The organism is Rhizobium sp. BK650, assembly GCF_014195325.1.
Lineage (GTDB): Bacteria > Pseudomonadota > Alphaproteobacteria > Rhizobiales > Rhizobiaceae > Rhizobium.
The window spans coordinates 269,338-293,272 of sequence record NZ_JACIBK010000001.1 but is presented as its reverse complement, the minus strand read 5'-3'; the positions used below and the strand labels follow the sequence as shown (position 1 = coordinate 293,272).

At 60.2% G+C, this 23,935-nt stretch carries 23 protein-coding genes and 1 pseudogene; 6 read left to right on the top strand and 18 right to left on the bottom strand.

Going from position 1 to position 23,935, the window contains the following annotated elements:
- Nucleotides 1-3: 3 nt before the first annotated feature.
- From FHX15_RS01425 to FHX15_RS01395, 7 genes and pseudogenes are all read right to left on the bottom strand, one after another.
- A complete protein-coding gene (locus FHX15_RS01425; protein WP_184393023.1) occupies nt 4-1,716 on the bottom strand; it encodes a GH32 C-terminal domain-containing protein in 1,713 nt (570 codons plus the stop codon).
- A gap of 3 nt (nt 1,717-1,719) precedes the next feature.
- Nucleotides 1,720-2,604, bottom strand: coding sequence for a carbohydrate ABC transporter permease (locus FHX15_RS01420; RefSeq protein WP_184393021.1), 885 nt, complete (start codon nt 2,602-2,604; stop codon nt 1,720-1,722).
- Nucleotides 2,597-3,529: a carbohydrate ABC transporter permease gene (locus FHX15_RS01415; RefSeq protein ID WP_184393019.1), complete on the bottom strand. Its 933-nt coding sequence runs from the start codon at nt 3,527-3,529 to the stop codon at nt 2,597-2,599. Before FHX15_RS01415 ends, FHX15_RS01420 begins: the two co-directional genes overlap by 8 nt.
- A gap of 74 nt (nt 3,530-3,603) precedes the next feature.
- Entirely contained in the window at nt 3,604-4,899 is a 1,296-nt protein-coding gene (locus FHX15_RS01410) for an ABC transporter substrate-binding protein (protein ID WP_184393017.1), read from the bottom strand.
- Between the two features lie 35 nt (nt 4,900-4,934).
- Nucleotides 4,935-5,933: a LacI family DNA-binding transcriptional regulator gene (locus FHX15_RS01405; RefSeq protein WP_184393015.1), complete on the bottom strand. Its 999-nt coding sequence runs from the start codon at nt 5,931-5,933 to the stop codon at nt 4,935-4,937.
- A gap of 76 nt (nt 5,934-6,009) precedes the next feature.
- Nucleotides 6,010-6,108, bottom strand: a pseudogene (locus FHX15_RS01400) (IS481 family transposase); the annotation flags it as partial.
- Nucleotides 6,109-6,130: 22 nt separating this feature from the next.
- Entirely contained in the window at nt 6,131-6,328 is a 198-nt protein-coding gene (locus tag FHX15_RS01395; protein ID WP_112568825.1) for a hypothetical protein, read from the bottom strand.
- A gap of 167 nt (nt 6,329-6,495) precedes the next feature.
- Between FHX15_RS01395 and FHX15_RS01390 the strand changes: the two genes are divergently transcribed.
- The 3 genes from FHX15_RS01390 to FHX15_RS01380 all read left to right on the top strand — a co-directional run bounded on the left by FHX15_RS01390 (nt 6,496) and on the right by FHX15_RS01380 (nt 10,280).
- Complete coding sequence (locus FHX15_RS01390; RefSeq protein WP_184393013.1) at nt 6,496-7,734, top strand: urate hydroxylase PuuD; 1,239 nt, start codon at nt 6,496-6,498, stop codon at nt 7,732-7,734.
- Nucleotides 7,731-9,053, top strand: coding sequence for a guanine deaminase (gene guaD / locus FHX15_RS01385; protein WP_184393011.1), 1,323 nt, complete (start codon nt 7,731-7,733; stop codon nt 9,051-9,053). The genes FHX15_RS01390 and guaD overlap by 4 nt, the downstream gene beginning before the upstream one ends.
- A gap of 84 nt (nt 9,054-9,137) precedes the next feature.
- Nucleotides 9,138-10,280 carry an alpha-hydroxy acid oxidase gene (locus FHX15_RS01380; protein ID WP_184393009.1) on the top strand — a complete coding sequence of 381 codons (1,143 nt, stop codon included), beginning with the start codon at nt 9,138-9,140 and terminating at the stop codon, nt 10,278-10,280.
- On the opposite strand, the gene FHX15_RS01375 is transcribed toward FHX15_RS01380, so the two are convergent.
- The 10 genes from FHX15_RS01375 to FHX15_RS01330 form a co-directional block, all read right to left on the bottom strand.
- Nucleotides 10,274-11,023 carry a metallophosphoesterase family protein gene (locus FHX15_RS01375; RefSeq protein WP_184393007.1) on the bottom strand — a complete coding sequence of 250 codons (750 nt, stop codon included), beginning with the start codon at nt 11,021-11,023 and terminating at the stop codon, nt 10,274-10,276. The genes FHX15_RS01380 and FHX15_RS01375 overlap by 7 nt on opposite strands.
- 1 nt (nt 11,024) lies before the next feature.
- The gene (gene uraH / locus FHX15_RS01370) at nt 11,025-11,381 is read right to left on the bottom strand and encodes a hydroxyisourate hydrolase (RefSeq protein WP_184393005.1); all 357 of its coding nucleotides are present in this window, start codon (nt 11,379-11,381) and stop codon (nt 11,025-11,027) included.
- On the bottom strand, nt 11,378-11,878 hold the full coding sequence (locus FHX15_RS01365) for an ureidoglycolate lyase (protein WP_184393003.1): 501 nt from the start codon (nt 11,876-11,878) through the stop codon (nt 11,378-11,380). Before FHX15_RS01365 ends, uraH begins: the two co-directional genes overlap by 4 nt.
- Before the next feature lie 6 nt (nt 11,879-11,884).
- Nucleotides 11,885-12,247, bottom strand: coding sequence for a DUF86 domain-containing protein (locus FHX15_RS01360; protein WP_184393001.1), 363 nt, complete (start codon nt 12,245-12,247; stop codon nt 11,885-11,887).
- Entirely contained in the window at nt 12,244-12,537 is a 294-nt protein-coding gene (locus tag FHX15_RS01355) for a nucleotidyltransferase family protein (RefSeq protein WP_184392999.1), read from the bottom strand. Before FHX15_RS01355 ends, FHX15_RS01360 begins: the two co-directional genes overlap by 4 nt.
- A 57-nt stretch (nt 12,538-12,594) precedes the next feature.
- Nucleotides 12,595-13,617 carry an allantoicase gene (gene alc / locus FHX15_RS01350; RefSeq protein ID WP_184392998.1) on the bottom strand — a complete coding sequence of 341 codons (1,023 nt, stop codon included), beginning with the start codon at nt 13,615-13,617 and terminating at the stop codon, nt 12,595-12,597.
- Complete coding sequence (uraD, locus tag FHX15_RS01345; RefSeq protein ID WP_184392996.1) at nt 13,618-14,115, bottom strand: 2-oxo-4-hydroxy-4-carboxy-5-ureidoimidazoline decarboxylase; 498 nt, start codon at nt 14,113-14,115, stop codon at nt 13,618-13,620.
- Nucleotides 14,115-15,038, bottom strand: coding sequence for an allantoinase PuuE (gene puuE, locus FHX15_RS01340; RefSeq protein WP_184392994.1), 924 nt, complete (start codon nt 15,036-15,038; stop codon nt 14,115-14,117). Before puuE ends, uraD begins: the two co-directional genes overlap by 1 nt.
- 99 nt (nt 15,039-15,137) lie before the next feature.
- A complete protein-coding gene (locus FHX15_RS01335) occupies nt 15,138-15,845 on the bottom strand; it encodes a DUF1045 domain-containing protein (RefSeq protein WP_184392992.1) in 708 nt (235 codons plus the stop codon).
- Between the two features lie 115 nt (nt 15,846-15,960).
- On the bottom strand, nt 15,961-17,139 hold the full coding sequence (locus tag FHX15_RS01330; RefSeq protein ID WP_184392990.1) for an NAD(P)/FAD-dependent oxidoreductase: 1,179 nt from the start codon (nt 17,137-17,139) through the stop codon (nt 15,961-15,963).
- Here FHX15_RS01330 and mnmD point away from each other — a divergent pair.
- Nucleotides 17,138-17,860, top strand: coding sequence for a tRNA (5-methylaminomethyl-2-thiouridine)(34)-methyltransferase MnmD (mnmD, locus tag FHX15_RS01325; protein WP_184392988.1), 723 nt, complete (start codon nt 17,138-17,140; stop codon nt 17,858-17,860). The genes FHX15_RS01330 and mnmD overlap by 2 nt on opposite strands.
- Here the strand turns inward: mnmD and FHX15_RS01320 are convergent.
- Complete coding sequence (locus tag FHX15_RS01320; RefSeq protein ID WP_184392986.1) at nt 17,854-21,282, bottom strand: response regulator; 3,429 nt, start codon at nt 21,280-21,282, stop codon at nt 17,854-17,856. The genes mnmD and FHX15_RS01320 overlap by 7 nt on opposite strands.
- Before the next feature lie 304 nt (nt 21,283-21,586).
- On the opposite strand from FHX15_RS01320, the gene FHX15_RS01315 reads away from it, so the two are divergent.
- On the top strand, nt 21,587-21,898 hold the full coding sequence (locus FHX15_RS01315) for a hypothetical protein (RefSeq protein WP_184392984.1): 312 nt from the start codon (nt 21,587-21,589) through the stop codon (nt 21,896-21,898).
- Nucleotides 21,899-22,189: 291 nt separating this feature from the next.
- The gene (locus tag FHX15_RS01310; protein ID WP_184393982.1) at nt 22,190-23,932 is read left to right on the top strand and encodes a DEAD/DEAH box helicase; all 1,743 of its coding nucleotides are present in this window, start codon (nt 22,190-22,192) and stop codon (nt 23,930-23,932) included.
- Nucleotides 23,933-23,935: the final 3 nt, after the last annotated feature.

Genomic DNA, 23,935 nt, shown 5'->3' with positions numbered 1-23,935 from the left:
AAATTAGAGCTTGAGTTGCCAGACGCGGGCGCCGGCGATCGAACCAATTCCTTGAAATAGTTGTGCGGCCTTGACGCCCATAAAGGTCGGCAGTCGCTTGGTTCCTGTCCACCGGCCGTTGTCGGCGAAGACTTCGATCGATCCGGCATCAACGAACACGCGCACCGTTGACGGTCGCGCAGCTGCCGCGAGGTAGCGGGGTGAAGCCTTGCCGGTGCGATCACCAAAGAGGATCTCCAGGCCTTCGCCGTTCAGGCGAACCGCTAGGTCCATGTCAGGATGGTCGAAGCGTAATTCGAAGGCTGCACCAGGGCTTGAAAGATCCAATTCGATCTCGACGGCGCCGTTCTCAAATGGCAACCGTTCCCCCGCTGCCAGACGGGTGCGATCAAGCTCCGCATGCCGAAGCGCGTTGACACCTTCCACCGGCGGCGTCAGGACCGCCGTTCCGTCCCATAGCACCCGGCGTGGCAAGGTCATTGCCGTTTGAAAGTCCTCCTTTTTGGAAACATCTGTCCAGTTGGCGAGCCATGCAATTCCGACTGGACCGCCATCATCGACGAAGGCCTGAAAAGCATAGGCGTCTGAACCAAAATCCAGTTCCTGCTCCAGTTCTGGAGTAAAGCTTTGGCCATCGAAGCGCCCGACCGTGACACTGGTCATATTCCGGCGCCCGGTCTTCGCATCCCGGCTCGTGAGAAGTCCGAATATTAACGCCCACCGCGTTTCAGAGGCGCCAGCATCGCCAAGCGGCACCATGCACGGACATTCCGCCGCCGTCATGCCGTAGCGATTTTCCCGGTGCAGCGTGCCGAGGAACGCCCATCCATCGGCGCCCGCCGAATTAAGCGTCTCATAGAGCAGAATGACGCCGCCAGCCTTGTCGCGGCTGCCGAGCAACATCTTCCAGCGCCCGTCAGGCCCCTTGAAGACATAGGGATCGCGGAAGTCGAGCGTCAGGTCCAACCCGCCTGGTCGCTCCGGGAGAATCACGGCGGACGGCTCCGCCGAAAGACTGTCGCGGCTGATCGCCGACAGCTGGATCTGCTCTTCCGGTTTTCGATCCCGCACCTGCTCGGTGTAGAAGATGCGGATACCTTCTCCGCCCTGCCCGGCCCATGCTATGGCCGAACCGGAAAAGGCGCCGCCGCGTCCGTCGTCGCGCTGCGACAGGTCATCCGACGGAAACAGGAAGACCGGAAGATGCCGCCAATGGACATAGTCGTTCGACACGGCATGTCCCCAATGCATGGTGTTCCAACGCAGGCTGTGAGGATAATGCTGGTAGAAAAGATGCACCTGCCCGCCAAACCGGCCAAAGCCGTTCGGATCATTCATCCAGCCAAACGGTGGCCGGAAATGATAGCCATCCGAAAGAGCTGGAGGCGCGTTTTCGGCGCTGTGTTGGAGAACGCGGATCCCCTCGTTCTGCACGCGTGCAGGATGAAAGGCGTAGATGACCGAAACGGCGGTTGTATTGGGATCATAGGTCAATTCAGCACTGCCGCCACGAGACAGTACAACCTTGCTGAATTCGAATTCCGTCGCCCTTGAGGTATCTACGTGTTGAAGCCCGGTACCGTCAACCTCGACGCTTATCTGCGCGGTCTCGCCTGGTCGGCGTGATTTGAGCCAGAGGTGGATGACTGTTCCGGCGTCCAATTCAGCGCGCACGAATTGGCGGGCGGACGAGATGGTCGTTGCCTGGTAAGTCATCAATCAACCTTTCACGGCAGAGCCGACGAACGAGCTCACGAACCAGCGCTGGAACGCAAGATAGAGGGCGAGAATGGGGATCATCATCAGGACAGAGGCTGCCATGGCGCGATCCCAATAGATGCTGTCCTGACCAAAGAAAGTGGCAATCGCGACGGCGATTGGCCGGGCGTAGTCAGTCTGCGTCACCAAGGTCGGCCAGAGATACTGATTCCAGCTTTCGATACCCATGAGGATCGACACCGTTGCCAGCGCCGGAAGGCTGAGCGGGAGATAGATCGAGCGGTAGATCCTGAAGATTGACGCTCCGTCGATCTCAGCTGCCTCGTAAAGCTCCTTCGGAAGCTGGGCGAAGAATTGATAGAACAGAAAAATGTAAAGCGGGCTCGCGACCCAGGGCAGGATCTGAACGGCGAAGGTGTCCGTCAACCCGGCGCGCGACATCATCACCACCAGCGGCATGATGATGCTTTCCTGCGGAATGACGTAGAGAGCGACGACGAGTGACAGTAGCACTGCCTTGCCGCGCAGCGAGCCCCAGGCGAGAACGAAGCCTGCCATCGAATTGACGACAAGACCCGACGCCACGGTGACGGTCAGGATTACCAGCGAATTGAAGAGATAGCGGCCATAGGCTAGTTCGCCGGAAAAATGGGCGATCTCGTTGAAGTTGGAGAACGTCGGGTTCGAAACCCAGAAGGCACGGAAGCTGCCCATGTCCGCCAGAATCTGGAAGCGGTCGTCCTTGAGGCTCGCGATCAAGAGCATGAAGAGCGGCGAGATCACGACCAGCCCGATGATGAAGATTGCGACCGTCTGAACGATTCGAAACGAGATCTTGCCGGAGCGTTCAGCGGGCAGGACACGAGGGAGAGCGATATCAGACATCGAAACGTCTCAGTAGTTGGCGCTGAAGGAGCGCGATTACGAGGACGATGACAAAGAGGATCACCGATACGGCAGAGGCGTAGCCAAGCTTCTGCTGCTCGAATCCTGTCCTCACCATGTAATGAACGACGGTTTCCGTGCTTCCGCTCGGTCCACCCTGAGTAAGGATGGCGACTTGGGTGTAGAGCTTGAAGGCCTGGATCGTAGTGATCACGAGCACGAAGACGTGGGTCGGTCGCAGGCCCGGCATCGTGACATGCCAGAAACGCTGCAAGACACTGGCTCCGTCAATCCTTGAGGCGTCATAGAGCTCGTCGGGAATTCCCTGCAGCCCGGCGAGATAAACGATCATCTGGAAGCCATAGGCCTGCCAGGCCGACAGAAGCACAATGGAAAACATTGCCCACTTGGGATCACCGAGCCAATCGATCGGCTGTATGTGACCAGCGGAGAGAAAACCGACGATCTGGTTCAGCGGGCCGCTCGGATACTGGAAGAGCGTGCCCCAGATAACGCAGACGACGACCATTGACGTGATAGCGGGCAGAAAGAACATGCCGCGGAGCAGGTTGCGGCCGGGAATTTTCTGGTGGAGCAGCAGCGCCGTGGCAAATGCCATACCGCACTGAACCGGCAGAACCCAGATGGTAAAACGGGTTACATTCCACAACGAGGTCCAGAACAGCGGGTCGTTGAAGATGCGAATGAAATTCTGCAGGCCTATGAAGCGGATCGGTGTCGGGCGCGGCACCAGCGGCTGATTGGTCATCGACGTCCAGAACGACAACAGAAATGGTGCAATCAGGAAGCAGGCGAGCAGGGCGACTGCGGGCGCAATCATCAGCAGTTCCTGCATGAGCCGGCCGGAATCGCGGCGTCTGCCGACGAGCGGTCGGGCAGCGGCGGGTGATTGTTGCAGTGTCATCGTCTCCTCCTCGTAGTTTGTTCCGTCATGACGAGCGCTTTCGGGGCCGGGCCTCCCGGCCCCGAAGCTCGGCTTCATTGCTGGGCATCGAACGGCGGATAGCCGTCATTGTCTTGGATATCCTCGTCGATCTTCTGAGCGGCTTCGGACAGGGCCTGCTTCACGTCACCGCCGTTGAAGGCCTTGTCGACGGCTTGCATGAAGGCGGAGGTAATTGCCGGATAGGCCGGATGCGGCGGACGGGCGACCGCAGTCTTCGAGGCTTGCTCGAAGGCCACCGCCATCGCTCCGCCAGGCGCGTAGAGCGGGGAGGATTCCGCGAAGCTCTTTAGTCCGGGAAAGGCCGATTCGTGCTTGGCATATTCGCGATAATCCTTGTCTTTCAGCAGAAAGCTCAAGAACTTTCCGGCGATTTCGGGATGCTCGGAGGTCTTGGTGATCCCCCAGATCCAGGTGCCGTTGGGGCTGACGCCCTTGTCGCCGAGCTTCGGCAGGGGCATCACGACGAGATCATCCTTCATCGCCGCGGCGGCTTCCGCGTAGAACCAGTGCCCGCCGAGTGCCAATGCTGCCGGATGGCCCTCCGCATAGAACTGGTTGGTGCCCGATGATCCTGGAACAACCCAGTCGTTCTTCACCCACGTCTGCATCATCGTCAGCGCGCGGACGCAGGCGTCGCTGTCGAGCGTTCCCGTCGCCTTCCAGCTCGTGCGGTCGATCAGGTCGCAACCGGCGCTTTCAAGCAACGGACCATACGCATAGGTAATCCATTCGGTTTTGATGCCGTAGCCACGGAAGGTGTCGATCGGCCACTTCACGCCATCGAGCTTGGAGAGCTTCTCAAGGTACCCCTCGAACTCCTCCTTGGTCCAGGCATCATCGACCGACTTCGGGATGCGGGCGCCGATAGCTTCCAGGTACTTTTTGTTGCCGTAGAGCACGACGGACGAGTCCGTGAGGCCAACGGCATAGAGCTCCTTGTCGATCGGATAAGTCCCCTGTGAGACGTTTGAGGATGTCATGTCGTCGATGACATCCTTGTCGATCAGCGACTTAATCGGCTGCAGATAGCCCGACCAGACATAGTTGGCGAGGAATGGCGCGTCGATCTCCATGATATCAGGCAACTGCTTGGACATGACAGCGGCGCTGAACTTCTCATTATAAGCGTCGTGGGGCGCATAGATGAATTCGATGTCGACGTCAGGGTTGGCTGCTTCGAATCGTTTAGCGACGTCTGCATAGGCCTTGACCCAACCGGGGTCGCCCTGATGCATCATGTGAATGACTGTCTTTGCCTCAGCGAAGCTGGCAGTCGCGACCAGCGAGGCCGAAGACAGAAGCAGAGCTTGAAGTAAACGTTTACCCATTATGTTCTCCTCCATTGATAGGCATGCGTCGATGTTTAAACGGAAGACCGTTCCACGAGCTGAAACGGCAGCTTTCGCAGCATTGGCCTGCCGGCCTCCCCGGCCAGCAGGATCTCGGCGGCAAGATGGCCCATGGCGCGATGCGGCAGCGCCATGGTCGTCAAGGGCGGATCGAGACGCGCGGCGATCTCGACCTGATTATCGAAGCTCGCCACCGCGACGTCATTGGGGATCGATGCCCCGACTCGCCGCAGCGCGGCATAGACCTCCATGGCGACGCGATCATTGCCGCAAAGAATGGCGTCAGGACGCTCGGCCGCCTGCATCAGCGCTGTGACATGTGGCAGGACGAGACTGGGGGCACGGTCGCTGTAGATCGGGCGGCGAACAGCCGGCAAGACGGCGACAGGCGCAAGGCCGGCCTCGGCCAAGGCACTCCGGAAGCCCTGCTCGCGCAAGTCGCCCGCCAGGAGACCGGGAAGATTGATAAAGGCGACGCGACGCCGCCCTGCGGCAAGCAGGTGACGGGTGACCTCGGCGGCGGCCGCCTCTTCATCCGGCACCAGTGAGATGACGCGACTATCCGCCTCGCGGCAGTTGATCATGACACCGACGTTCTTGGAGAGCTCCGGCGGCAGCGACACTATCTTGTGATACATGGCAGCAAATGCAATGGCACGCGGACGAAACCGGCGAACCTCTTCAAGAACGGAAACGATATCGCGCTTTCCCCCAAGGTTCATAACGAAGACCGCCAGCTCCGCGCTTCGGGCAGCGCCATCGAGACCACGAATGATTTCCGTCGCGAAGGGAGAGGTGATAAGCTCGTCGGCGACTACGCCGATCAGCGGCAGCCACCCTTGACGCACGCCACGGGCTGCGAGATTGGTGACGTAACCGAGCTCGTCTGCGATTTCCTTAATCTTCGCACGCGTCTCGTCGGACATCCGCGCGGAGCCGCCATGGAGCGCCCCGGAGACGGTCTTTATCGAGACTCCAGCCCTTTCCGCGATATCCGACAGCGACGCCGCCACCCGGTTCCTCCCTTGGGTTATCGATTACCCATATCCGAGGGTCTTCTTTCCGTCAAGTGGCATAGAAAAGTCAGAGGGCGACGCGGGAGGCATGGGCGATGCAGACGTGGACATATTCCCGGCCAATCCACGGAGAGTTGCTCTGGCCGGTTCTGTCGCCGGTAATGCGGCGCCCGATATGGCGGGTCGCCCCGCTCTCAGTGCTTCTTCTTCTGCTGTTGTTCGGCAGCCGCGACGCGGTTCAGCATCGCCACCATCTTTTTCTTGATCGAGCCATAGGTGCCGAGTTCGAAATTGCAGCTGAAGCAGGTGATGATGTCGCTGTCGATCGGCTGCGGGCGCGGAAACTTCATGCGCGTGTTGCGGCACTTCGGGCAAGGGACTTCGATCTGCATGTTTCAGCGGCTCCTTCATAGCGTCGTTGGCGATGCCTTAGCACAAATGCCGAACCCGGCAAGCTCTTCCTGCAATGGCCAATGCGGCAAGAAACCCCACGTTCCCCCTTCCCTCCTGCCGGAATTTCTCGCACTCTTGCGAGTCGGAGGAAGAACAGGGGAACTGAATGTATGAATATGCCATAGCCTGGGAGTGGCTGGCCTTTGCGGCGCGCTGGTTCCACGTCGTCACCGCGATCGCCTGGATCGGATCGTCCTTCTATTTCATCGCGCTCGACCTTGGTCTGGTGAAGCGCCCGCATCTGCCCGCCGGCGTCCATGGCGAGGAATGGCAGGTCCATGGCGGCGGCTTCTACCATATCCAGAAATATCTCGTGGCGCCGGCTGAGATGCCGGAGCACCTGACCTGGTTCAAATATGAGAGCTATTTCACCTGGCTCTCCGGGTTCCTGATGCTCTGCATCGTCTATTATGGCGGGGCCGATCTCTTCCTCATCGACCGCCATGTCCTCGATATCTCCAAGCCTGTGGCAATCCTGATCTCGCTCGCATCGCTCGGCTTCGGCTGGATCGTCTACGATCTGCTCTGCAAGTCGCCGCTCGGCAAGAACACCTGGGGCCTGATGGCGGTGCTCTATGTCGTGCTGGTCTTCATGGCCTGGGGCTACACGCAGGTCTTCACCGGCCGCGCCGCCTTCCTCCATCTTGGCGCCTTCACCGCCACGATCATGTCGGCCAACGTTTTCATGATCATCATTCCCAACCAGAAGATCGTCGTCGCCGACCTGATCGCCGGACGCACGCCGGATGCCAAATACGGCTACATGGCCAAGCAGCGCTCGCTGCACAACAACTACCTGACGCTGCCCGTCATCTTCTTCATGCTGTCGAACCATTATCCGCTGGCTTTCGGCACTGCCTTCAACTGGGTGATCGCGGCACTGGTCTTCCTGATGGGCGTCACCATCCGCCATTGGTTCAACACCACCCATGCCCGCAAGGGCAGGCCGACTTGGACGTGGATCGTCACGGTCGTGCTCTTCATCCTTATCATGTGGCTGTCGACGGCACCGAAGATCCTGACCGGCACCGATCAGAGCGCATCCGTAGCACCCGCCTTCCAGCAATTTGCCGGCGATCCGCATTTTCCTGATGTGAAGCAGTTGATCGGCACACGCTGTTCCATGTGCCACGCGGCAGAACCGGCCTATGAAGGTATCGCTCGGCCGCCGAAGGGCGTAATTTTGGAAAATGACGCTGATATCGCCGCCCATGCGCGCGAAATCTATATACAGGCGGGCCGCAGTCATGCCATGCCGCCGGGCAACGTGACCGACATCACGCCCGACGAGCGCAAGCTGCTGGTCGCCTGGTTCGAAAGTGCAGTCGAAAGCAAAAAAGAATGACCACAACACTCCTGCGCGGACGCCTGCTTTCCTTCCGCCGCGCGCCCCTGAGCCTCGCGGATAGCGAAAGCTATTTTTACGAGACGGATGGCGGCCTGTTGGTCGAGGACGGCATTATCGCCGCCAGAGGCGCCTACGCCGACATCAAGGCAAACGCACCTGTTGACATCAACGAGATCGATCATCGTCCGCATCTCATCATGCCGGGCCTCATCGACATGCATCTGCATTTCCCGCAGATGCAGGTGATCGCCTCCTATGCCGCAAACCTCCTGGAATGGCTGAATACCTACACTTTCCCGGAGGAATGCCGCTTTGTCGAAAGCGCCCATGCCGAGAGGATCGCAACCCATTTCTACGACGAACTGATTCGCCACGGCACCACCACAGCAGTCGCCTATTGCTCTGTCCACAAGACCTCGGCCGACGCCTATTTTGCCGAAGCCATGCGCCGCAACATGCGCATGGTCGGCGGCAAGGTGATGATGGACCGCAACGCGCCGCAAGGCCTGCTCGATACGCCTGAGATGGGTTACGACGAAACCCGGCAAGTGATTGCGGACTGGCACGGCAAGGGCCGCAATCACGTCGCCATCACGCCGCGCTTTGCCATCACCTCCACGCCGGCGCAGATGGAAGCAACGGCGGCACTGGCGCGCGAATTTCCCGACCTGCACATTCAGACACATCTGTCGGAAAATCACGACGAGATCAGTTTCACCTGCGAACTCTACCCGGAAGCGGCCGACTATACCGATATCTATGCGCGCTATGGGCTGCTGGGGCCGAAGAGCCTCTTCGGCCACGCCATCCATCTTTCCGAGCGCGAAGCCGACGCCATGAGCGAAGCCGGTGCGGTCGCCGTTCACTGCCCGACCTCGAACCTCTTCCTCGGCTCCGGCCTCTTCCCGCTGAAGGCGCTCGCCCGTCGCGAAAAACCTGTTCGCATCGGCGTTGCCACCGATATCGGCGGCGGCTCAAGCTATTCCATGCTGCGCACTATGGACGAAGCTTACAAGATCCAGCAGTTGCTCGGAGAGCGGCTGAACCCGCTGGACAGCTATTATTACATGACGCTCGGCAACGCAGAGGCGCTCTCGCTTGCTGATAAGATCGGCACGCTGGAGCCCGGCACCGACGCCGACCTCGTCGTCCTCAACGCGGCCGCAACGCCGGCCATGGCCCTGAAGATGGACGTGGTGAAGACGCTGCCGGAAGAGCTTTTCCTGCTGCAGACCATGGGCGACGACCGCTCTGTGGCGCAAACCTATGTAGCTGGTGTTGCGATGAAGAGCGGGCTCTTCCAACCTACCGGCTGAAGTAAAGCTGCCCTGAAATCAAATGGCGAAGCGCCGAAAAAGCATGGTACATGAGCGAACCGTTCAGATCTGAAGGTTCGTTTCATGGCCACACCGCTTACCATTGCCGATCTCAAGAAAATGGCTCAGCGCCGTGTGCCGAAGATGTTCTTCGACTATGCGGATTCCGGCGCCTGGACGGAATCGACTTACGCCGCCAACGAAGGCGATTTCCGCGATATCAAGCTGCGCCAGCGAGTGCTGGTCGACATGACCAACCGCACGCTTGAGACGACGATGATCGGCCAGAAAGTGTCGATGCCTGTGGCGCTTGCTCCGACAGGCATGACCGGCATGCAGCATGCCGACGGTGAAATGCTGGCCGCGCGCGCGGCAGAAGAATTCGGCGTACCCTTCACGCTTTCGACCATGAGCATCTGCTCAATCGAAGACGTTGCCTCTGTCACGACCAAACCTTTCTGGTTTCAACTCTACGTCATGCGTGACAGGGATTTCGTCGTCAATCTCATAAACCGCGCCAAAGCCGCCGGATGCTCCGCTCTGGTGTTGACTGCTGATCTGCAGATCCTCGGCCAACGCCACAAGGATCTGCGTAACGGCCTATCGGCCCCCCCAAAATTCACGCCGAAACATATCTGGCAGATGGCGACCCGCCCCCTCTGGTGCATGGATATGTTGAAGACGAAGCGTCGCAGCTTCGGCAATATCCTGGGCCATGCCAAGGGTGTCACCGACCTCTCGTCGATTTCGAAGTTCACGCACGAGCAGTTCGACCCTGAGCTTTCCTGGAAGGACGTTGCCTGGATCAAGGAGCAGTGGGGAGGGCCGTTGATCATCAAGGGTATCCTCGACGTCGAGGACGCAAAACAGGCCGTCGATACCGGCGCCGACGCGATCGTCGTTTCCAATCACGGCGGCCGCCAGCTCGATGGCGCCCCCTCCTCGATCAGTATGCTGCCCAGGATCGTCGATGCCGTCGCTGGCCGTATCGAGGTGCATATCGACGGCGGCATCCGCTCCGGCCAGGATGTTCTGAAAGCCGTGGCGCTCGGCGCCCGCGGCGCCTATATCGGTCGCCCTTTCCTCTATGGCCTCGGCGCGATGGGCAAGGACGGCGTCACGCTGGCGCTCGAAATCATCCGCAAGGAGATGGACATCACGATGGCCCTTTGCGGCAAGCGCGACATCAAGGATGTCGATTCCTCGATCATCGCCAGCCGTCAGTAAGAATGCGGCATCCGACCTGTGGCGAGCGCGGACGCCCATTCGGGGCGGCCATTGGCTGCTGCCAGGGCCGACATGGCCATGTTGTCGTATCGAATATTGCGGAATTGCGCTGTCCATCCACCGGCCGATTTTTCCAGAACCGCGTAACTCGCCATCGCGTGGCCGGTCTCGACCTTGTGCGGATAGGGCTTGTCATCGTCATAGGCCGGGGCGCCGACGCTGCCGGGATTGACGATAAGACGGCCGCCGGAAAGCGCTGCGATGCGTGGAATATGGGTGTGGCCACACAGGATCAGCGGGCTATCGATACCTTCCGCGAGCGCTTCGATCTCCGCCTGCGGCCTGAGCACAACGCTGCCGTCGGCAACGGCCATATCCAGCCAGCAGAGATTGTCGTCCGTGGGCGTCGCGTGGCAGAGATAGACCTCGTCCCTGTAGATCAGGTCGACCGGCAGCGACCGTACCCAATCGAGATGCGCCGTGCCAAGCTGCGTATAGGCGGCGGCATCTGAGATATGCATTTCTTCCGGCTGTTGCTCGATCAGATAGCGATCGTGGTTGCCGCGCACGGTCGGAATGGACAGCGACAATAGTCGGTCCGCCACCTTGCCTGCCTCCAACGGTCCGCTGAAGCAATCACCGAGATTGACGATATCCGTAATCTCTTGCGCAGCGATGTCAGCCAGCACGGCTTCAAGCGCAGCGCAGTTTCCGTGTATATCGGCGATTGCAGCAAAACGCATGTCAGCTGCCCCGATAGGTGGAGTAACCGTAAGGGGAGATCAGCAGCGGCACGTGATAATGCACGGATGTATCGGCAATACCGAAGCGGATCGGCACGAGATCGAGGAAGGCCGGGTGCGGCAGCGACATTCCGCTCGCTCTCAAATAATCCCCGGCATGAAAGAGCAATTCATAGGTTCCGACGCGGAAGTTTTCCCCAATCAAGATCGGCCCGCCATCGACACGCCCATCGGCGTTGGTCTCGACGGTCTTGATATGGTGGCGCATCTCGCCCTCGATATGAAAAAGATCGATCCGTAACCCCTGTGCCGGCTTGCCGAGAGCAGTATCGAGAACATGAGTGGTCAGTCCGGTCATAGGTCTGGCTCTTTAATGATGAAGGGAGTGTCGAAGAAGAATTCTTCCAAATTGTTGCCGGGCCCGTCGCGATCGACAACCAGAAAATCGCTGGGTCTGCCAAGCGCCATCAGCGGATGATGCCAGACATTGCGGCGATAGTTCACGCCTTGATCGCCACGCGCCAGAAAGACCTCCGGACGACCTGGACGGTCGCCTTCATCTTCCGACACGACGACAAGGAAAGGACGGCTGGTGATCGGCGAAAAACTCTGGCTGCCGAGGGGGTGCCGCTCCATCATACCGAGCTCATAAGGGAAAGCGCGCGGCTGGCCGCGAAAGAGGTTGATGACAACGCGCGCCCCCTCACCCACAGCTTCGGGTGCGGCGAGCCCGTGAAAGCGCTCGGTATTGCCGCCGTTGATATAACGCATGGTTGCGGGATCGGCTTCGATGACCTCACCGAACGGTGCGAAGGCGGATTTGGTAAGGGGGTGGATTTCCAGATATTGGGACATTGCGCACTATTCGCCTTGAGCACGCCAGTTGCGGACAAGATCAAGCCGGTCAAGCAGATCAGGCACATCGTCCTTGGCTGTGGCCCAAACCTTCTCCAGGTCAATGTCGAAATAGCCATGGGCGATGCGGTTGCGCATGCCGCGCATCGCCCCCCAGGGAAACTCAGGGTGCTCGACAGCGAATTCAGGATGGATCTTCATCAATTGAGCAGCCGTCTCCGATGCCATTAGGAGGCTCATCCCGACAGCGCGCTGCAAGATGATATCATCGAGAAACCGCTGCTTGGTAACATCAGCGATCATTGCCTGGGCATCAGCCGCCGCAGAGCGCATCCGCTCGAGAAGATACGGGATACGGCTCTCGCTCATATGGGCTTCGCCTCGGAAAGAACCCGACCACGAATCGATTCTGGAAAATCGCCGGGGGTCAGCAGGTGAATCGGTGTCCCGATCATCATCTGCTCCAAAGCATCCTGTAAACCGCCAAGCGTCAGCAATGTACTGCCGGGAAGCGCATCGACAAGAATGTCCAGGTCGCTGTCCGGCCGATCCTCACCGCGCGCGACCGATCCGAAGACACGCGGGTTCGCCGCGTTGAAGCGTTTGGTCGCTTCGCGGATCGCCTGCCTGTTCTTTTCCAATACTTCCGACGGCCTCATCGCGGCATCACTCCTGATGCCGCAAATATAAGGGACGTGGCTGAAAGAGCAAAGAACTCAAGCCTTCACCCCGAAGAGCCTCAGACGCATCGTGCCGCCATCCGGGTGCATGGCGTAGCGGACATGCGTCACCGGCCCGATATCCGCAATCGTATCGCTACCATATTCATGGATGTGATCCATCTGCAGCTTGCTGCGCGGCAGGATCGGCTTCCAGTTTTCGGAAGCGGCGATATCGGCCTCGGACAAGGTGTCACCGAGATCGGGCAGATAGGCACCTGATAGTTCGCACGTGTCTGGAAAATTGCCCTTGTAGAAGGCGGTGTCGACGATCACGCGCTTGATCGTGCCCGGGTGGCCGAGACGAATGATCGCCCAATCGTGACCTGGGCCGCGGCGGCGCTTGGTTTCCCAGCCGTCACCCATGTTGAGCCCACGGCCCGGGCCGAGCATCTTGTCGGGATGGCCGTAATGCGCATCGGACCAGGCAAGCGACTTCGCGCCATTGAAAATATAGGCGAGATCGACCTCCTCTTCGGCACCGACTTTCGACCAGTCGAAATAGGCCGAACCGTAGACACGCAGACGCGCCACGCCACCATCGGGATAGATATGCAGGCGCAGATGCGTCCAGATCTTCTGCTTGTCGGCATTTTCGAAGAAATGATGCGCGCTGGAGCCGAGGGGCGATTTCGGCAGGATTTCGCTCCACCGCGTCGCGTCATCAGGATCGCCGTCGGCGACGAAAGCCGCTTCGATCGAGCAATGCGGCGGATAGTTGCCGGTGAAATAGCTGGTGTCGACGTCGAAGCCGACGATGCGGCCCGGCATGGCGAGCCTGACGATCGCCCAGTCGTGGCCGGGAACGCGCTTGCGGCGGCTTTCCCACCCGTCCATGTACTTGCCGTTGTCGTCGTAGAGATCCGGATCGAAGCTTGCCGGCACGTCCTGCAGCATACGCTCCAGCGGCGCGAAGAATTCGTCCGTGGCATAAAGCCCCTTGGCGCCGAGGCGGGCAGAAGCGAGGTTGATGGCGCCATTGGCGAAGGCTGGCAGGCTGGTATCAGAGGTATCGGTCATTCAGGTCTCCGGAAGCATGGATGTCAGCCGCAGCAGCGCGATCTTTTCGACCTGCGCTGCCGCGGTCACGAATTCTTCGTCACGGCTGTTGCCGATCCGCTTTTCGAAAGCGGCGAGAATGTCGTCTTTGTTCAGCCCTTTCACCGCGATGATGAAGGGAAAGCCGAATTTCTGCGTATAGGCGGAATTGAGTTCGGTGAAGCGCGCGTGTTCTTCGGGGCTCAACCGATCGAGCCCGGCGCCCGCCTGTTCCTTTTTGCTGTCTTCGGTCAGTTCACCCGCAATAGCCAGCCGCCCGGCAAGATCGGGATGAGCGCGCAGAACACCGAGACGCTCCTCCTTGCTCGCCGCACGAAAAATGGCGACGAGCTCCGTATGCACACGATCCACCGTCAGTTTGTCGCCGACAAAGCCATCGTCATAGGCCCGCTCGGCGATGAACGGCGAATGCTCGAAGACGCCGCCGAAGCGGGACACGAATTCGTCACGCGAAATCATCAGATCGTTTCCGGCTTATGGTGCGCATGCCAGTGCTGCGCGATCTCGATACGGCGCGGGATCCAGACCTTGTCATGCTTCAGCACATATTCCATGAAGCGCCTCAGCGAGGCCACGCGCCCTGGCCGGCCGACGAGACGGCAATGCAGGCCGACGGACATCATCTTCGGGCTGCCTGCCTTGCCTTCCTCGTAAAGCGTATCGAACGCATCCTTGAGATAGGTGAAGAACTGGTCGCCGGAATTGAAGCCCTGCGGTGTCGCAAACCGCATGTCGTTGGTTTCGAGCGTATAGGGAATGATGAGGAAAGGATTTTCGTCGATGCCTTTCACCCAATAGGGCAGATCGTCGGCATAAGAGTCCGATGAATAAAGGAAACCGCCCTCCTCCTGCACCAGCCGCAGCGTGTTGTCGGAAGGCTTGCCCTGATACATGCCGTAGGGACGCTCGCCGGTCAGTTCGGTATGCAGGCGCACGGCTTCGAGAATGTGCTTGCGCTCCAGATCTTCGGAGAAATCCTTGTATTCCAGCCAGCGATAGCCGTGGCTGGCGATCTCCCAGCCGGCTTCTTTCATGGCGGAGACCGCTTCCGGATTGCGGGCCATGGCAAGCGTCACGCCATAGACGGTCGCCTGCACCTTAAGATCGGTGAAAAGCCGCCAGAGGCGCCAGAAGCCGGCGCGGGAGCCGTATTCGTAGATCGACTCCATGTTGAGATTGCGCTGGTTCGGCCAGGGCTGCGCACCGACGATTTCCGACAGCAGGTTTTCCGAGGCCGGATCGCCGTCGAGGATCGAGCTCTCGCCGCCCTCCTCGTAGTTGATGACGAACTGCACTGCGACGCGCGCCTCGCCCGGCCACTTCGGATCGGGTGTATTGCGCCCGTAGCCGACGAGATTGCGCGGATAGGTCTCGGATACCATCAAATCACCTTTTGAAAAGACAGGTGAAACGGTAGCATCCGTGAACGGAATGTCGAGGCGTAAAAGTGCGTATTTGGGCTTCGGCTTGCTGCGTGTAACTCAGGCGATCTTGCGCGCGCTCACCTTCCCCATCGGATGCAGCGAGTGCACCCGGAACGGGCCGCCGGCACCTTCCTCTATCATCAGCGCGACATTCGAGACCGTCACCGGCTCGACAAGCACCGGATCGAAGACCGACCGCAGGGCCTGCTCGATACGCGGCATGTCTATCGCGTTGACCGGGCCGGTCACCGGCATATGGAAGCGGAATTCGTCCATCACATAGGGGTTGCCCCAGCGATGCAGGTTCGCAAATTGCGCTGCCGAAAGTCCATCCGGATCGCTGCGCTCGATATCCGCCTCGGAGAGTGGCGCGCGGAAACGGTCGAACTCCTGAACGATCGCCGAAGAGAGATAGTGAACCTGATCGCAAGGGTGGATCGGAGACAAGCTGTAGAAAGTGCCGAGGCGCGCGACTTCCAGACGCGGAATCTGGAAGGGCGAAAACGTCCCGCAAAACCGCATGAGATCGCGCAGGAGTTGCGCCTCGGAAACCTCTGCAGACAAGTGGAAAGGGGCTTTCAAGACGCCATGGAATCCGTAGCGACGCGGCACTGCCGTATGAAAGGCGATCTCATGGATCCCAAGCCCGCGGATTGCCGGCGGCTCGACCATCTCGCCCGAAAATACGTTGCGGCCAAGCCAATTGGCCGCCACATGCGACAGCGGATCGCTCGCCGATGGCGTGAAGCAAATGGCATAGCGCATGCGATTTCCTCCATCTGATTGGAGTGGCGCGCATCGATTCCCGCGCCGCCGATGCGCAAGCAGATAGGTGATTTGCATGACAGAATAACGAAGCGGAGCGGCCTCTAATTCACGTTTAACGTGAAGAGACCGCGATGTGGTTTGAAATTGCAAAGCTTTCCGGCAATAAAAATTCTGCATTTGCATCGCTGGCAATGCATATTGCCGCTTCCGCCAGCCGGTGCGCCAGCCCGAAACTGACCTTGAAGCCGCCGGTCAGGGCAATGAGATTGTGATTCTCTGGATGTGCTCCAACCATCGGATCGCGGTCGATCGCCTTCGGCCGCAATCCGGCCCAACGCTCGATGACAGGCGCGTCGCGTAGCGCGGGAACCATCTCGCGGGCGACTTCGATCAGCGCGTCGAGCTGCTCGTCCGTGGAAAAGGGATCGGCAAAGCTGTTCTCGCTGGTGCTGCCGACCGCCACATGCCCGCCCTCATGCGCAACCACATAGAGCCCATCGCGAAAGATCGTCGGCAAGCCAGGGTCGATATCGGCGGCAAGCAGAGCCGCCTGCCCTTTCACCGCTTGCCCGAGCGGTTTCTGCAATCCTGCTGTCAGCGTCTCGAGCATGGGAAAGGAGCGATACCCGGCAGCAAGGATGCAGCGCCCGAAGGCGATGGCCCCGCCCTCGATCGAGGCCGTTCCCCGTGCCGGATCGAGCTCTGTTATTTCCGTACTCTCCAGCACCTGCACATGCTGTGCCGTCAGCAAAAAGGCCTTGAGGGCAGCGACCAACGCACGTGGCGCAACACGAGCCGCAAGCGTGTCGTGTACGAAGCCGCTCTCGCCGGCCGCCGGATCGATCCAGCCTTCATTCGGCAGCCTGTCGAGAACATGCCAATGGAAACGCCGGTCTCCGGCCCGCCAATGAACCTCGGCATCGGCAGAATGGCCCAATGCTATCTTGCGCAAATGCGGCTTCGGCAGTGGAATGAGCCGGCCGGAACGCCGGTAACCGGCCGATAGCCCGGTCGCCTCCTCGATAGCAGCAATCTCCGCTTCCAGGCTGACCAGCGCATCGAACTGAAACTGCTTCTTTGCAGACCAGCGGTCCGGCATATGGGGCATCAAAGCACCGAGCAGCCCGCCGCTTGCGCCACTGCCGAGATGCCCGGCATCGACAAGCCGCGTTTTTATACCGCGCCGCTCGGCATGCACCGCCGCCCACAGGCCCATAATGCCACCGCCGAGGATGAGCAGGTCGATCGACGATTGACCCAGGGCCGGGGCCGGACTATCGGCTTTTTCCATGACAGACATCAATCCCGATCAGATCGGCGCGGGCAAGCCGCAGCCCCTCGAATGGCGCGACGGCGATATGCCCTATTCGACCGCCTTTGGCGACCATTTTTATTGCCAGACAGACGGACGACTGGAATGCCGCCATGTCTTCCTCGCCGGAAACGGCCTGCCCGAACGATGGAATGCTCGCCCGGTCTTTCTCATCGGCGAACTCGGCTTCGGCACCGGGCTGAATTTTTCAGAGACCTGGCGACAGTGGAAACTCTATCGCCAACAAGGCCAGCATCTGCATTTCATGTCCTTCGAACTCTATCCGATGCGCCGTGAAGAAATCGACCGCGCGCTGGCCCATTGGCCTGAAATCAATGTTGAACGACAGGCGCTGGCCTCCGCCTGGCCGGATAGTCCGCAAGGCATCGTCTCGCTCGATCTGGATGAACAGACGAGGCTCAGCGTCGTCTGCGGCCATGCAGTCGATGGAGTTTCTGAAGCCGCTTCGGAATTCGACGCATGGTATCTCGACGGCTTCGCCCCGTCGCGCAACGGCGACATGTGGTCGGAGGAACTGATGCGCCTAGTCTGCCAAAAGACCACTCCTGGGGGAAGCTTTGCGACTTATGCGGCAGCAGGCTTCGTGCGTCGCAACCTCGCAGCCGCCGGTTTCTCAATTGAGCGGCGCAAGGGCTTTGCGGGCAAACGGGAAATGCTCTGCGGGGTAAAGCCTCAGTAACCGGAACGACCCGGCTGAAGCTCGCCACCACCAAGCCACTGGCGAATTTTGTCCTCCAGAAGCTCGGGGCTGATCGGCTTGGACATATAATCATCCATGCCGGCATCGAGGCAAAGCTCGCGGTCGCTTTCCAGCGCATGTGCCGTCACCCCGATGATCGGGACGCGATGGCCCCGGCCCCGCTCCTTCTCACGGATCAGCTTGGTCGCCTGATGACCATTCATGACGGGCATGGAAACGTCCATCATAATCAGGCGTGGCGTATGTTGCTCCCAAGCCTCCACGGCTTCTTGGCCATTGTTGACGACGAGGAAGGTAAGTCCGGTGCCCTGCAGTATCTGCGTGAAGACGATCTGATTAACCTCATTGTCTTCGGCCACGAGGACATCGATGATATCGGCCACCCGCTTTTGCGGGGCCGGAGCAGGTGCTGGCGGGGTCTCCGCTTCCTTTTGCAGCCGGGCAATTTCAGCCTCGGAAGCCTGCTTGACGCGGCTGGCGCGCACGACTTCCACGACCGTATTGCGCATCACATTGGCGCGTGCCGGCTTCATCAGATGCGCATGACCGTTCAGCGCTGCAAATTCCTTCTCGGTGCCGGAAATATCCATCGAGGTCAGGAAAATGATCGGCAGGTCGACGAAACGGCTGTCGGCGCGCAGGCGGCGTGCCACTTCGGCCCCGTTCATGTCGGGCATGTGATAGTCGAGCACGACTGCGTCGACCTTGATGCCGAGATCGGCGGCGGCCTCCAGGATTGCAATGCCGGTGGGACCACCTTCGGCAGCAACCCCGTCAAAGCCCCAGAGGCTGAGTTGTTCGGTCAGGATGCGGCGGTTGACCTCGTTGTCGTCGATAACGAGAATGCGGGCGCCCTGCACATTGATCGGCAGGGGCTTCGGCTCGATACGGGCGGCGGCAACGGCGAAAGGCAACTTGATGGTGAAGACCGAGCCCTTGCCCCATTCGCTCTCGACATTGATATAGCCGCCGAAGAGATCGACGAGCCCGGCCGTGATCGCAAGGCCGAGACCCGTGCCCTCATGCCGGCGGGTCGATGAGGAATCGACTTGCGAGAATTTGTCGAAGACCGAATCCAGTTTTTCGGAGGGAATACCGATGCCGGTATCCTCGATGCGGATGGTGGCGATGATCTCGCCGCCGACGGAAGGCTCGAAACCGACATCCACGAATACATGGCCGCGCTCGGTGAACTTCACCGCATTGCCGACGAGATTGGTGACGATCTGGCGGAAACGGCCGGCGTCGCCGATGACGGCAGCCGGCAGATCGGGTGCCGCACGCACGAGAAGTTCGATATTCTTTTCCGCCGCGGGCGAAGACAGCAGCGTCGCCACGTCTTCGACGGCTTCGACCAGGTCGAAGGCCGCCTTGCGCAGCTTCATCTGCCCGGCATCGATCTTCGAAAAATCGAGGATGTCGTTGATGATCGTCAAGAGCGCATTGCCCGACTTGACGATGATATCGACGAAGGTCTTCTGGCGGCTGTCGAGATTGGCTTTGGCCAGCAGTTCCGCCATGCCGAGCACGCCGTTCATCGGCGTACGGATTTCGTGGCTCATATTGGCGAGGAATTCCGACTTGGCGCGATCCGCAGCCTCGGCACGCGACAGAAGTTGGGTCAGCTCCTCCTCGCGCTGCTTGAGTTCGGTTACATCGGTAAACAGCGCCACCCAATGCTGCCGCTCGCTGACGGTGGCTTCCATGTTTACCCAGCGCTCGCCGCCGACGTGGAATACAGTGGAGATCGGCCGGCATGCGGCGATATTGGCCCGCCACTCTTCGAGCGTTTCGACCGCCTTGTCCTGGAAATCGCCGCGATTGGCGCAGAACTGGAAGAGGTCGATCCAGCCTCGGCCCACTTCCGTGAGCTCGTACGGAATGCGCAGAACATCGGCAAGCCCATCGTTGGAAAGCTTGATCAGGCCGTCCTGCACGATTGCCAGCCCCTGCGACATGGCATGCGTTGCATCGCGCATCATCTCGCCGAGATTTTCCAGCGCTGCGCGCGCCTCATGGATTTCCTCCTCACGCTCGCGCACGGCCGAAATATCGGAATAGGTCAGCAGGATGCGGTTGGAGGAAATGCGTCTGGAGTCGAAGATGACTGACTTGCCCGCAGCCCAGTCAAGCTGGATCGGCTCCGGGTTTGCAGCCTCGAACAGCCCCCTGCGGAATGCATAGATCTCTTCCGGCGTCTGCGTATCGCCGTAGCGGCCGAGCTCGTAATTGCGCCTGACGACGTCCATGAACGGCCGCCCGTCGAAACGGTCGTCGAGCGGCAGTTCCCAGATACTGTAGAACTCGTCGTTGACGTAGAGAATCGTGTGATCGTTATCGAGGATCAGCACACCGACCGGCAGCGAGCGCAGGATGCTCTCGATCTCCTGATGCAGTATTTCTTCCTGCTCGCGCGCCTCGATCAATTCCTTCTCACGCGCCTTCAGCGGCGTGATGTCGGAGAAAGAACCGACAACGTAGCGCTTGCCGTCAGGGGTGACGACCCGGTTGACTCGGGAGATCACCTGGAAGATCTCCCCATCGGTATTCGGCAGGGTGCTCTCGATCTCGGTCAACACGCCGTTTTCCAGCGCCTGCAGATTTTCCTGGTAGATCGCCTCGCCTGCTTCCTGCCCGAACATATCGTGCTCTGTCAGACCAAGCGCCTTGGCACGGGCATGGCCGGTAAAGGTCTCATAATACTGGTTGGCATAGACCAGCCTGTGGTCTTCGTCGCGCACGAAGGCGGCAACGGGAAGATCCTCCATGATCGTGCGCAGCAGGTCGCGTTCGCGCACGCTTTCATGCCACGCCGTCTCGCCTGCCGGCGCAGATTTGCGACTGTCAGACGCAGACCTGCTGCCGTCTGGCGCATACCTGCTGCCATCTGGCGCATACTTGCTGCCACCGCGATAGGCGGCGTTGACGATCAGCGGGCGACCGTCTTCGGCAAAGATACCGATCGGATGGTCGAGGTTTTCGAGTGCCTCGCGGATACGGCCGAGATCGGCGGCCATCGTATCCGCAACCTCGGGAATGGCGCGGCGCTGTTCAGGCGCATCGAACATTCCGAGCACGTAGGCCCGATCCTGCGAGGGCGAAAAGCTCTCGATCAGTACGCGTTCATGGCTAAGGCCGGCCGCATCGAAGGCGATGGCGCTCTCTTCCGTGCCGAACACCAGCGCGCGGCGTTCACGGTCCTCGCGCTCCTCTTCTTCCGGCCGGTCGAAGAGTTCGCGGCTGCGTCGGCCGATGAAGTCGGAGATGTCGCGGCCGAAGAAGCGGGCATAGGCCTCGTTGACGGCGACATAGCGGAGCTCGCTGTTTTTGACATAGGCAGGGGTATCCAGATCGGCGATCCGGCGGCAGGCCAGTTCCAACAGTTCCCCAGCTGAATTCAAAAAGTCTTCACTCCCGCAACGAATGAAATATCCCTTAGAAGAACTATAAGGCCAAGGCTTTTAACAAGCTGTTAACTATAAAATTTCCCAGGGAGAACTCCAAGCCGGCTCATGAAGTCCATGACCCAGAGGCTTGCACAGGCTGAAATCACTCATATCCGGAAAACAGCCGCAAGCCATTCGGCATTGATAATTATGAAGAAAATTTAATCCCCGCGCGGCTTGCGCAACCATCAACGCGCCCTGATCGCGGCGGATTCTGGTTATGGCTTCAATAACGAGCCTAGCACGAAAGGAATTCGACATGTCCGTTCTTCATAAGACAATGGCGGCGGGCCTGATTGTACTGACCTTCGCCGGTGCCTCGCTGGCTACCGCCGATACAGCAGACGCCCGGCCGCGCGACGCCTTCTGGGGCGGTCTTGCCGGCGGCGTCGTCGGCGGGCTGGTGGGCGGAGCGATCGCCTCCGGTCCTGCGTACCCGGCTTATCCTGCCTATCCTGTTTATCGCCCCTACCCCGTCTACCGGACCTATTACCGTCCGTATTACTGCCATATCGAATGGCGGCACGACGATTGGGGCAACCCCTACCGCGTCAAAGTCTGCCCTGAATAGAAAGGCCGCATCCGGCGCCGCTTTATTGCCCGGTGGCGCCGGTCCAATGCCTGTCGAGGTCATTATCGGCCGATCCTCTTGACTTTCGGTAGGAAATAGACCACATGGCGCTCAGCTTTCACCTTCCGGCCGCCGCGTGAGCGTGCCACTGCAACAGATGCTGAAGAAGGATAGAGCGCATTCTGATGATGCCGCGACCCAAGAGCGGCAAGACGCGCTGGAAAGCTTTTTCCAACTTACAAGTTCCCATTTCACGCGGGGTTCTTGACGCCAGATTGACACCGGACCGCACTGTCGCGATCCGGCGTTCATGTTTGGCGCGCCCTAAAAGGTTATGACTTGACCAATTTTGAATCGCTCGGTGTCTCCAAGCCGGTCGTCGCCACCCTCTTCCAGCTCGGCATCGAAACCCCGACGCCCATTCAGGAACAGGCTATCCCCCTTCTCATCCAGGGCCGTGACCTGATCGGCCTTGCCCAGACCGGCACCGGCAAGACGGCTGCCTTCGGCCTGCCGCTCATCGAGCGCCTGCTCAAGGAAGAAAAGCGGCCGGACAATCGCTCCGTCCGCACGCTGATTCTCGCGCCGACCCGCGAACTGGTGAACCAGATCGCCGACAATCTCCGGAAATTCATCCGTAAATCGCCGCTGCGCATCAATGTCGTCGTCGGCGGCGTATCCATCAACAAGCAGCAGCTACAGCTCGAAAAGGGCACCGACATCCTCGTTGCCACGCCCGGCCGCCTGCTCGACCTCTGCAACCGCAACGCCATTACGCTGACCGCCGTGCGCTACCTCGTGCTCGATGAAGCCGACCAGATGCTCGACCTCGGCTTCGTGCATGACCTGCGCAAAATCGCCAAGATGGTGCCGAAGCGTCGCCAGACGATGCTCTTCTCGGCCACCATGCCGAAGGCGATTGCCGATCTCGCCGGTGATTACCTCACCGATCCGGTCAAGGTCGAAGTGACGCCTCCGGGCAAGGCGGCCGACAAGGTCGAGCAGTATGTGCATTTCGTCCCCGGCAAGAACGACAAGACGGTTCTGCTCAAGAAGTCGCTGACCGAAAACCCTGACGGACGCGCGATCGTCTTCCTGCGCACCAAGCACGGCGCCGAAAAGCTCGCCAAGCACTTGGAACAGGTCGGCTATTCGGTTGCCTCCATCCACGGCAACAAGAGCCAGGGCCAGCGCGAACGCGCGCTGAAGGGTTTTCGCGATGGCGCCATCAAGACGCTGATTGCGACCGACGTCGCCGCCCGCGGCATCGATATCCCCGCCGTCAGCCACGTCTTCAACTACGACCTGCCGGAGGTACCTGACGCTTACGTCCACCGTATCGGCCGTACGGCCCGCGCCGGCCGCGACGGCATCGCGATTGCCTTCTGCGCCCCGGATGAAGCTCGCCTGCTGCGTGACATCGAAAAGCTGATGGGCATCAGCATCGCAGTTGCGAGCGGCGAGCCGCCGGCAGACTTGCGTGCGGCTCCCCGCAGCAACAATCGCGGCCGCGGCGGCCAAGGCCAGCAGCGCGGCCAAGGTGGTCGTGGTGAGGGTGGTCGTAGTGAAGGTAGCGAACGTCGCGAAGGCGGCCAGCGCCGTGACGGCGCACGCAGCGAAGCTCGCAATGGCGGCCAGCGTCCGGCCGGCCATGGCGACCGCCGTCCCCGTCACGATGGCGACGTTACGGAAGTCCGTGGCGGTGAAGAACGTCGTGCTCACCCCCATCGCAACAACCGCAACCAGGATTTCCGCGGCCAGCGCCGCAACGAGCAGGCGCCGGCTCTCGGCCCGGACAATGATCTGGCCTCGACCTCGGATTTCCGTCCTGCCCGCAAGCCGCAGCAGCAGCGCCCGGCCCAACCGGCTGAAGCGACTGGCCACCACCGCGGCAACAAGCAGCATGTCCATGGCCGTCCGCCGCGCAATCACGGCGACCAGCAGCCGAATGGCGAGCAGCGTCGCGACGGCAGCGGCGGCATGCGCCGCAAGGGCGGCCGCAACGGCGGCGGCCAGCGCCGCGAACGCGCATAAGCT

What these genes read in the sequence shown, in the direction of transcription:
- FHX15_RS01425 (WP_184393023.1), bottom strand. Translation starts at nt 1,716, where the DNA reads ATGACTTACCAGGCAACGACCATCTCGTCCGCCCGCCAATTCGTGCGC.
- FHX15_RS01380 (WP_184393009.1), top strand. Translation starts at nt 9,138, where the DNA reads ATGGCCACACCGCTTACCATTGCCGATCTCAAGAAAATGGCTCAGCGC.
- uraH (WP_184393005.1), bottom strand. Translation starts at nt 11,381, where the DNA reads ATGACCGGACTGACCACTCATGTTCTCGATACTGCTCTCGGCAAGCCG.
- mnmD (WP_184392988.1), top strand. Translation starts at nt 17,138, where the DNA reads ATGACAGACATCAATCCCGATCAGATCGGCGCGGGCAAGCCGCAGCCC.
- FHX15_RS01335 (WP_184392992.1), bottom strand. Translation starts at nt 15,845, where the DNA reads ATGCGCTATGCCATTTGCTTCACGCCATCGGCGAGCGATCCGCTGTCG.
- FHX15_RS01415 (WP_184393019.1), bottom strand. Translation starts at nt 3,529, where the DNA reads ATGACACTGCAACAATCACCCGCCGCTGCCCGACCGCTCGTCGGCAGA.
- FHX15_RS01315 (WP_184392984.1), top strand. Translation starts at nt 21,587, where the DNA reads ATGTCCGTTCTTCATAAGACAATGGCGGCGGGCCTGATTGTACTGACC.
- FHX15_RS01420 (WP_184393021.1), bottom strand. Translation starts at nt 2,604, where the DNA reads ATGTCTGATATCGCTCTCCCTCGTGTCCTGCCCGCTGAACGCTCCGGC.
- FHX15_RS01365 (WP_184393003.1), bottom strand. Translation starts at nt 11,878, where the DNA reads ATGTCCCAATATCTGGAAATCCACCCCCTTACCAAATCCGCCTTCGCA.
- guaD (WP_184393011.1), top strand. Translation starts at nt 7,731, where the DNA reads ATGACCACAACACTCCTGCGCGGACGCCTGCTTTCCTTCCGCCGCGCG.
- puuE (WP_184392994.1), bottom strand. Translation starts at nt 15,038, where the DNA reads ATGGTATCCGAGACCTATCCGCGCAATCTCGTCGGCTACGGGCGCAAT.
- FHX15_RS01355 (WP_184392999.1), bottom strand. Translation starts at nt 12,537, where the DNA reads ATGAGGCCGTCGGAAGTATTGGAAAAGAACAGGCAGGCGATCCGCGAA.
- alc (WP_184392998.1), bottom strand. Translation starts at nt 13,617, where the DNA reads ATGACCGATACCTCTGATACCAGCCTGCCAGCCTTCGCCAATGGCGCC.
- FHX15_RS01410 (WP_184393017.1), bottom strand. Translation starts at nt 4,899, where the DNA reads ATGGGTAAACGTTTACTTCAAGCTCTGCTTCTGTCTTCGGCCTCGCTG.
- FHX15_RS01375 (WP_184393007.1), bottom strand. Translation starts at nt 11,023, where the DNA reads ATGCGTTTTGCTGCAATCGCCGATATACACGGAAACTGCGCTGCGCTT.
- FHX15_RS01330 (WP_184392990.1), bottom strand. Translation starts at nt 17,139, where the DNA reads ATGGAAAAAGCCGATAGTCCGGCCCCGGCCCTGGGTCAATCGTCGATC.
- FHX15_RS01395 (WP_112568825.1), bottom strand. Translation starts at nt 6,328, where the DNA reads ATGCAGATCGAAGTCCCTTGCCCGAAGTGCCGCAACACGCGCATGAAG.
- FHX15_RS01360 (WP_184393001.1), bottom strand. Translation starts at nt 12,247, where the DNA reads ATGAGCGAGAGCCGTATCCCGTATCTTCTCGAGCGGATGCGCTCTGCG.
- FHX15_RS01390 (WP_184393013.1), top strand. Translation starts at nt 6,496, where the DNA reads ATGTATGAATATGCCATAGCCTGGGAGTGGCTGGCCTTTGCGGCGCGC.
- uraD (WP_184392996.1), bottom strand. Translation starts at nt 14,115, where the DNA reads ATGATTTCGCGTGACGAATTCGTGTCCCGCTTCGGCGGCGTCTTCGAG.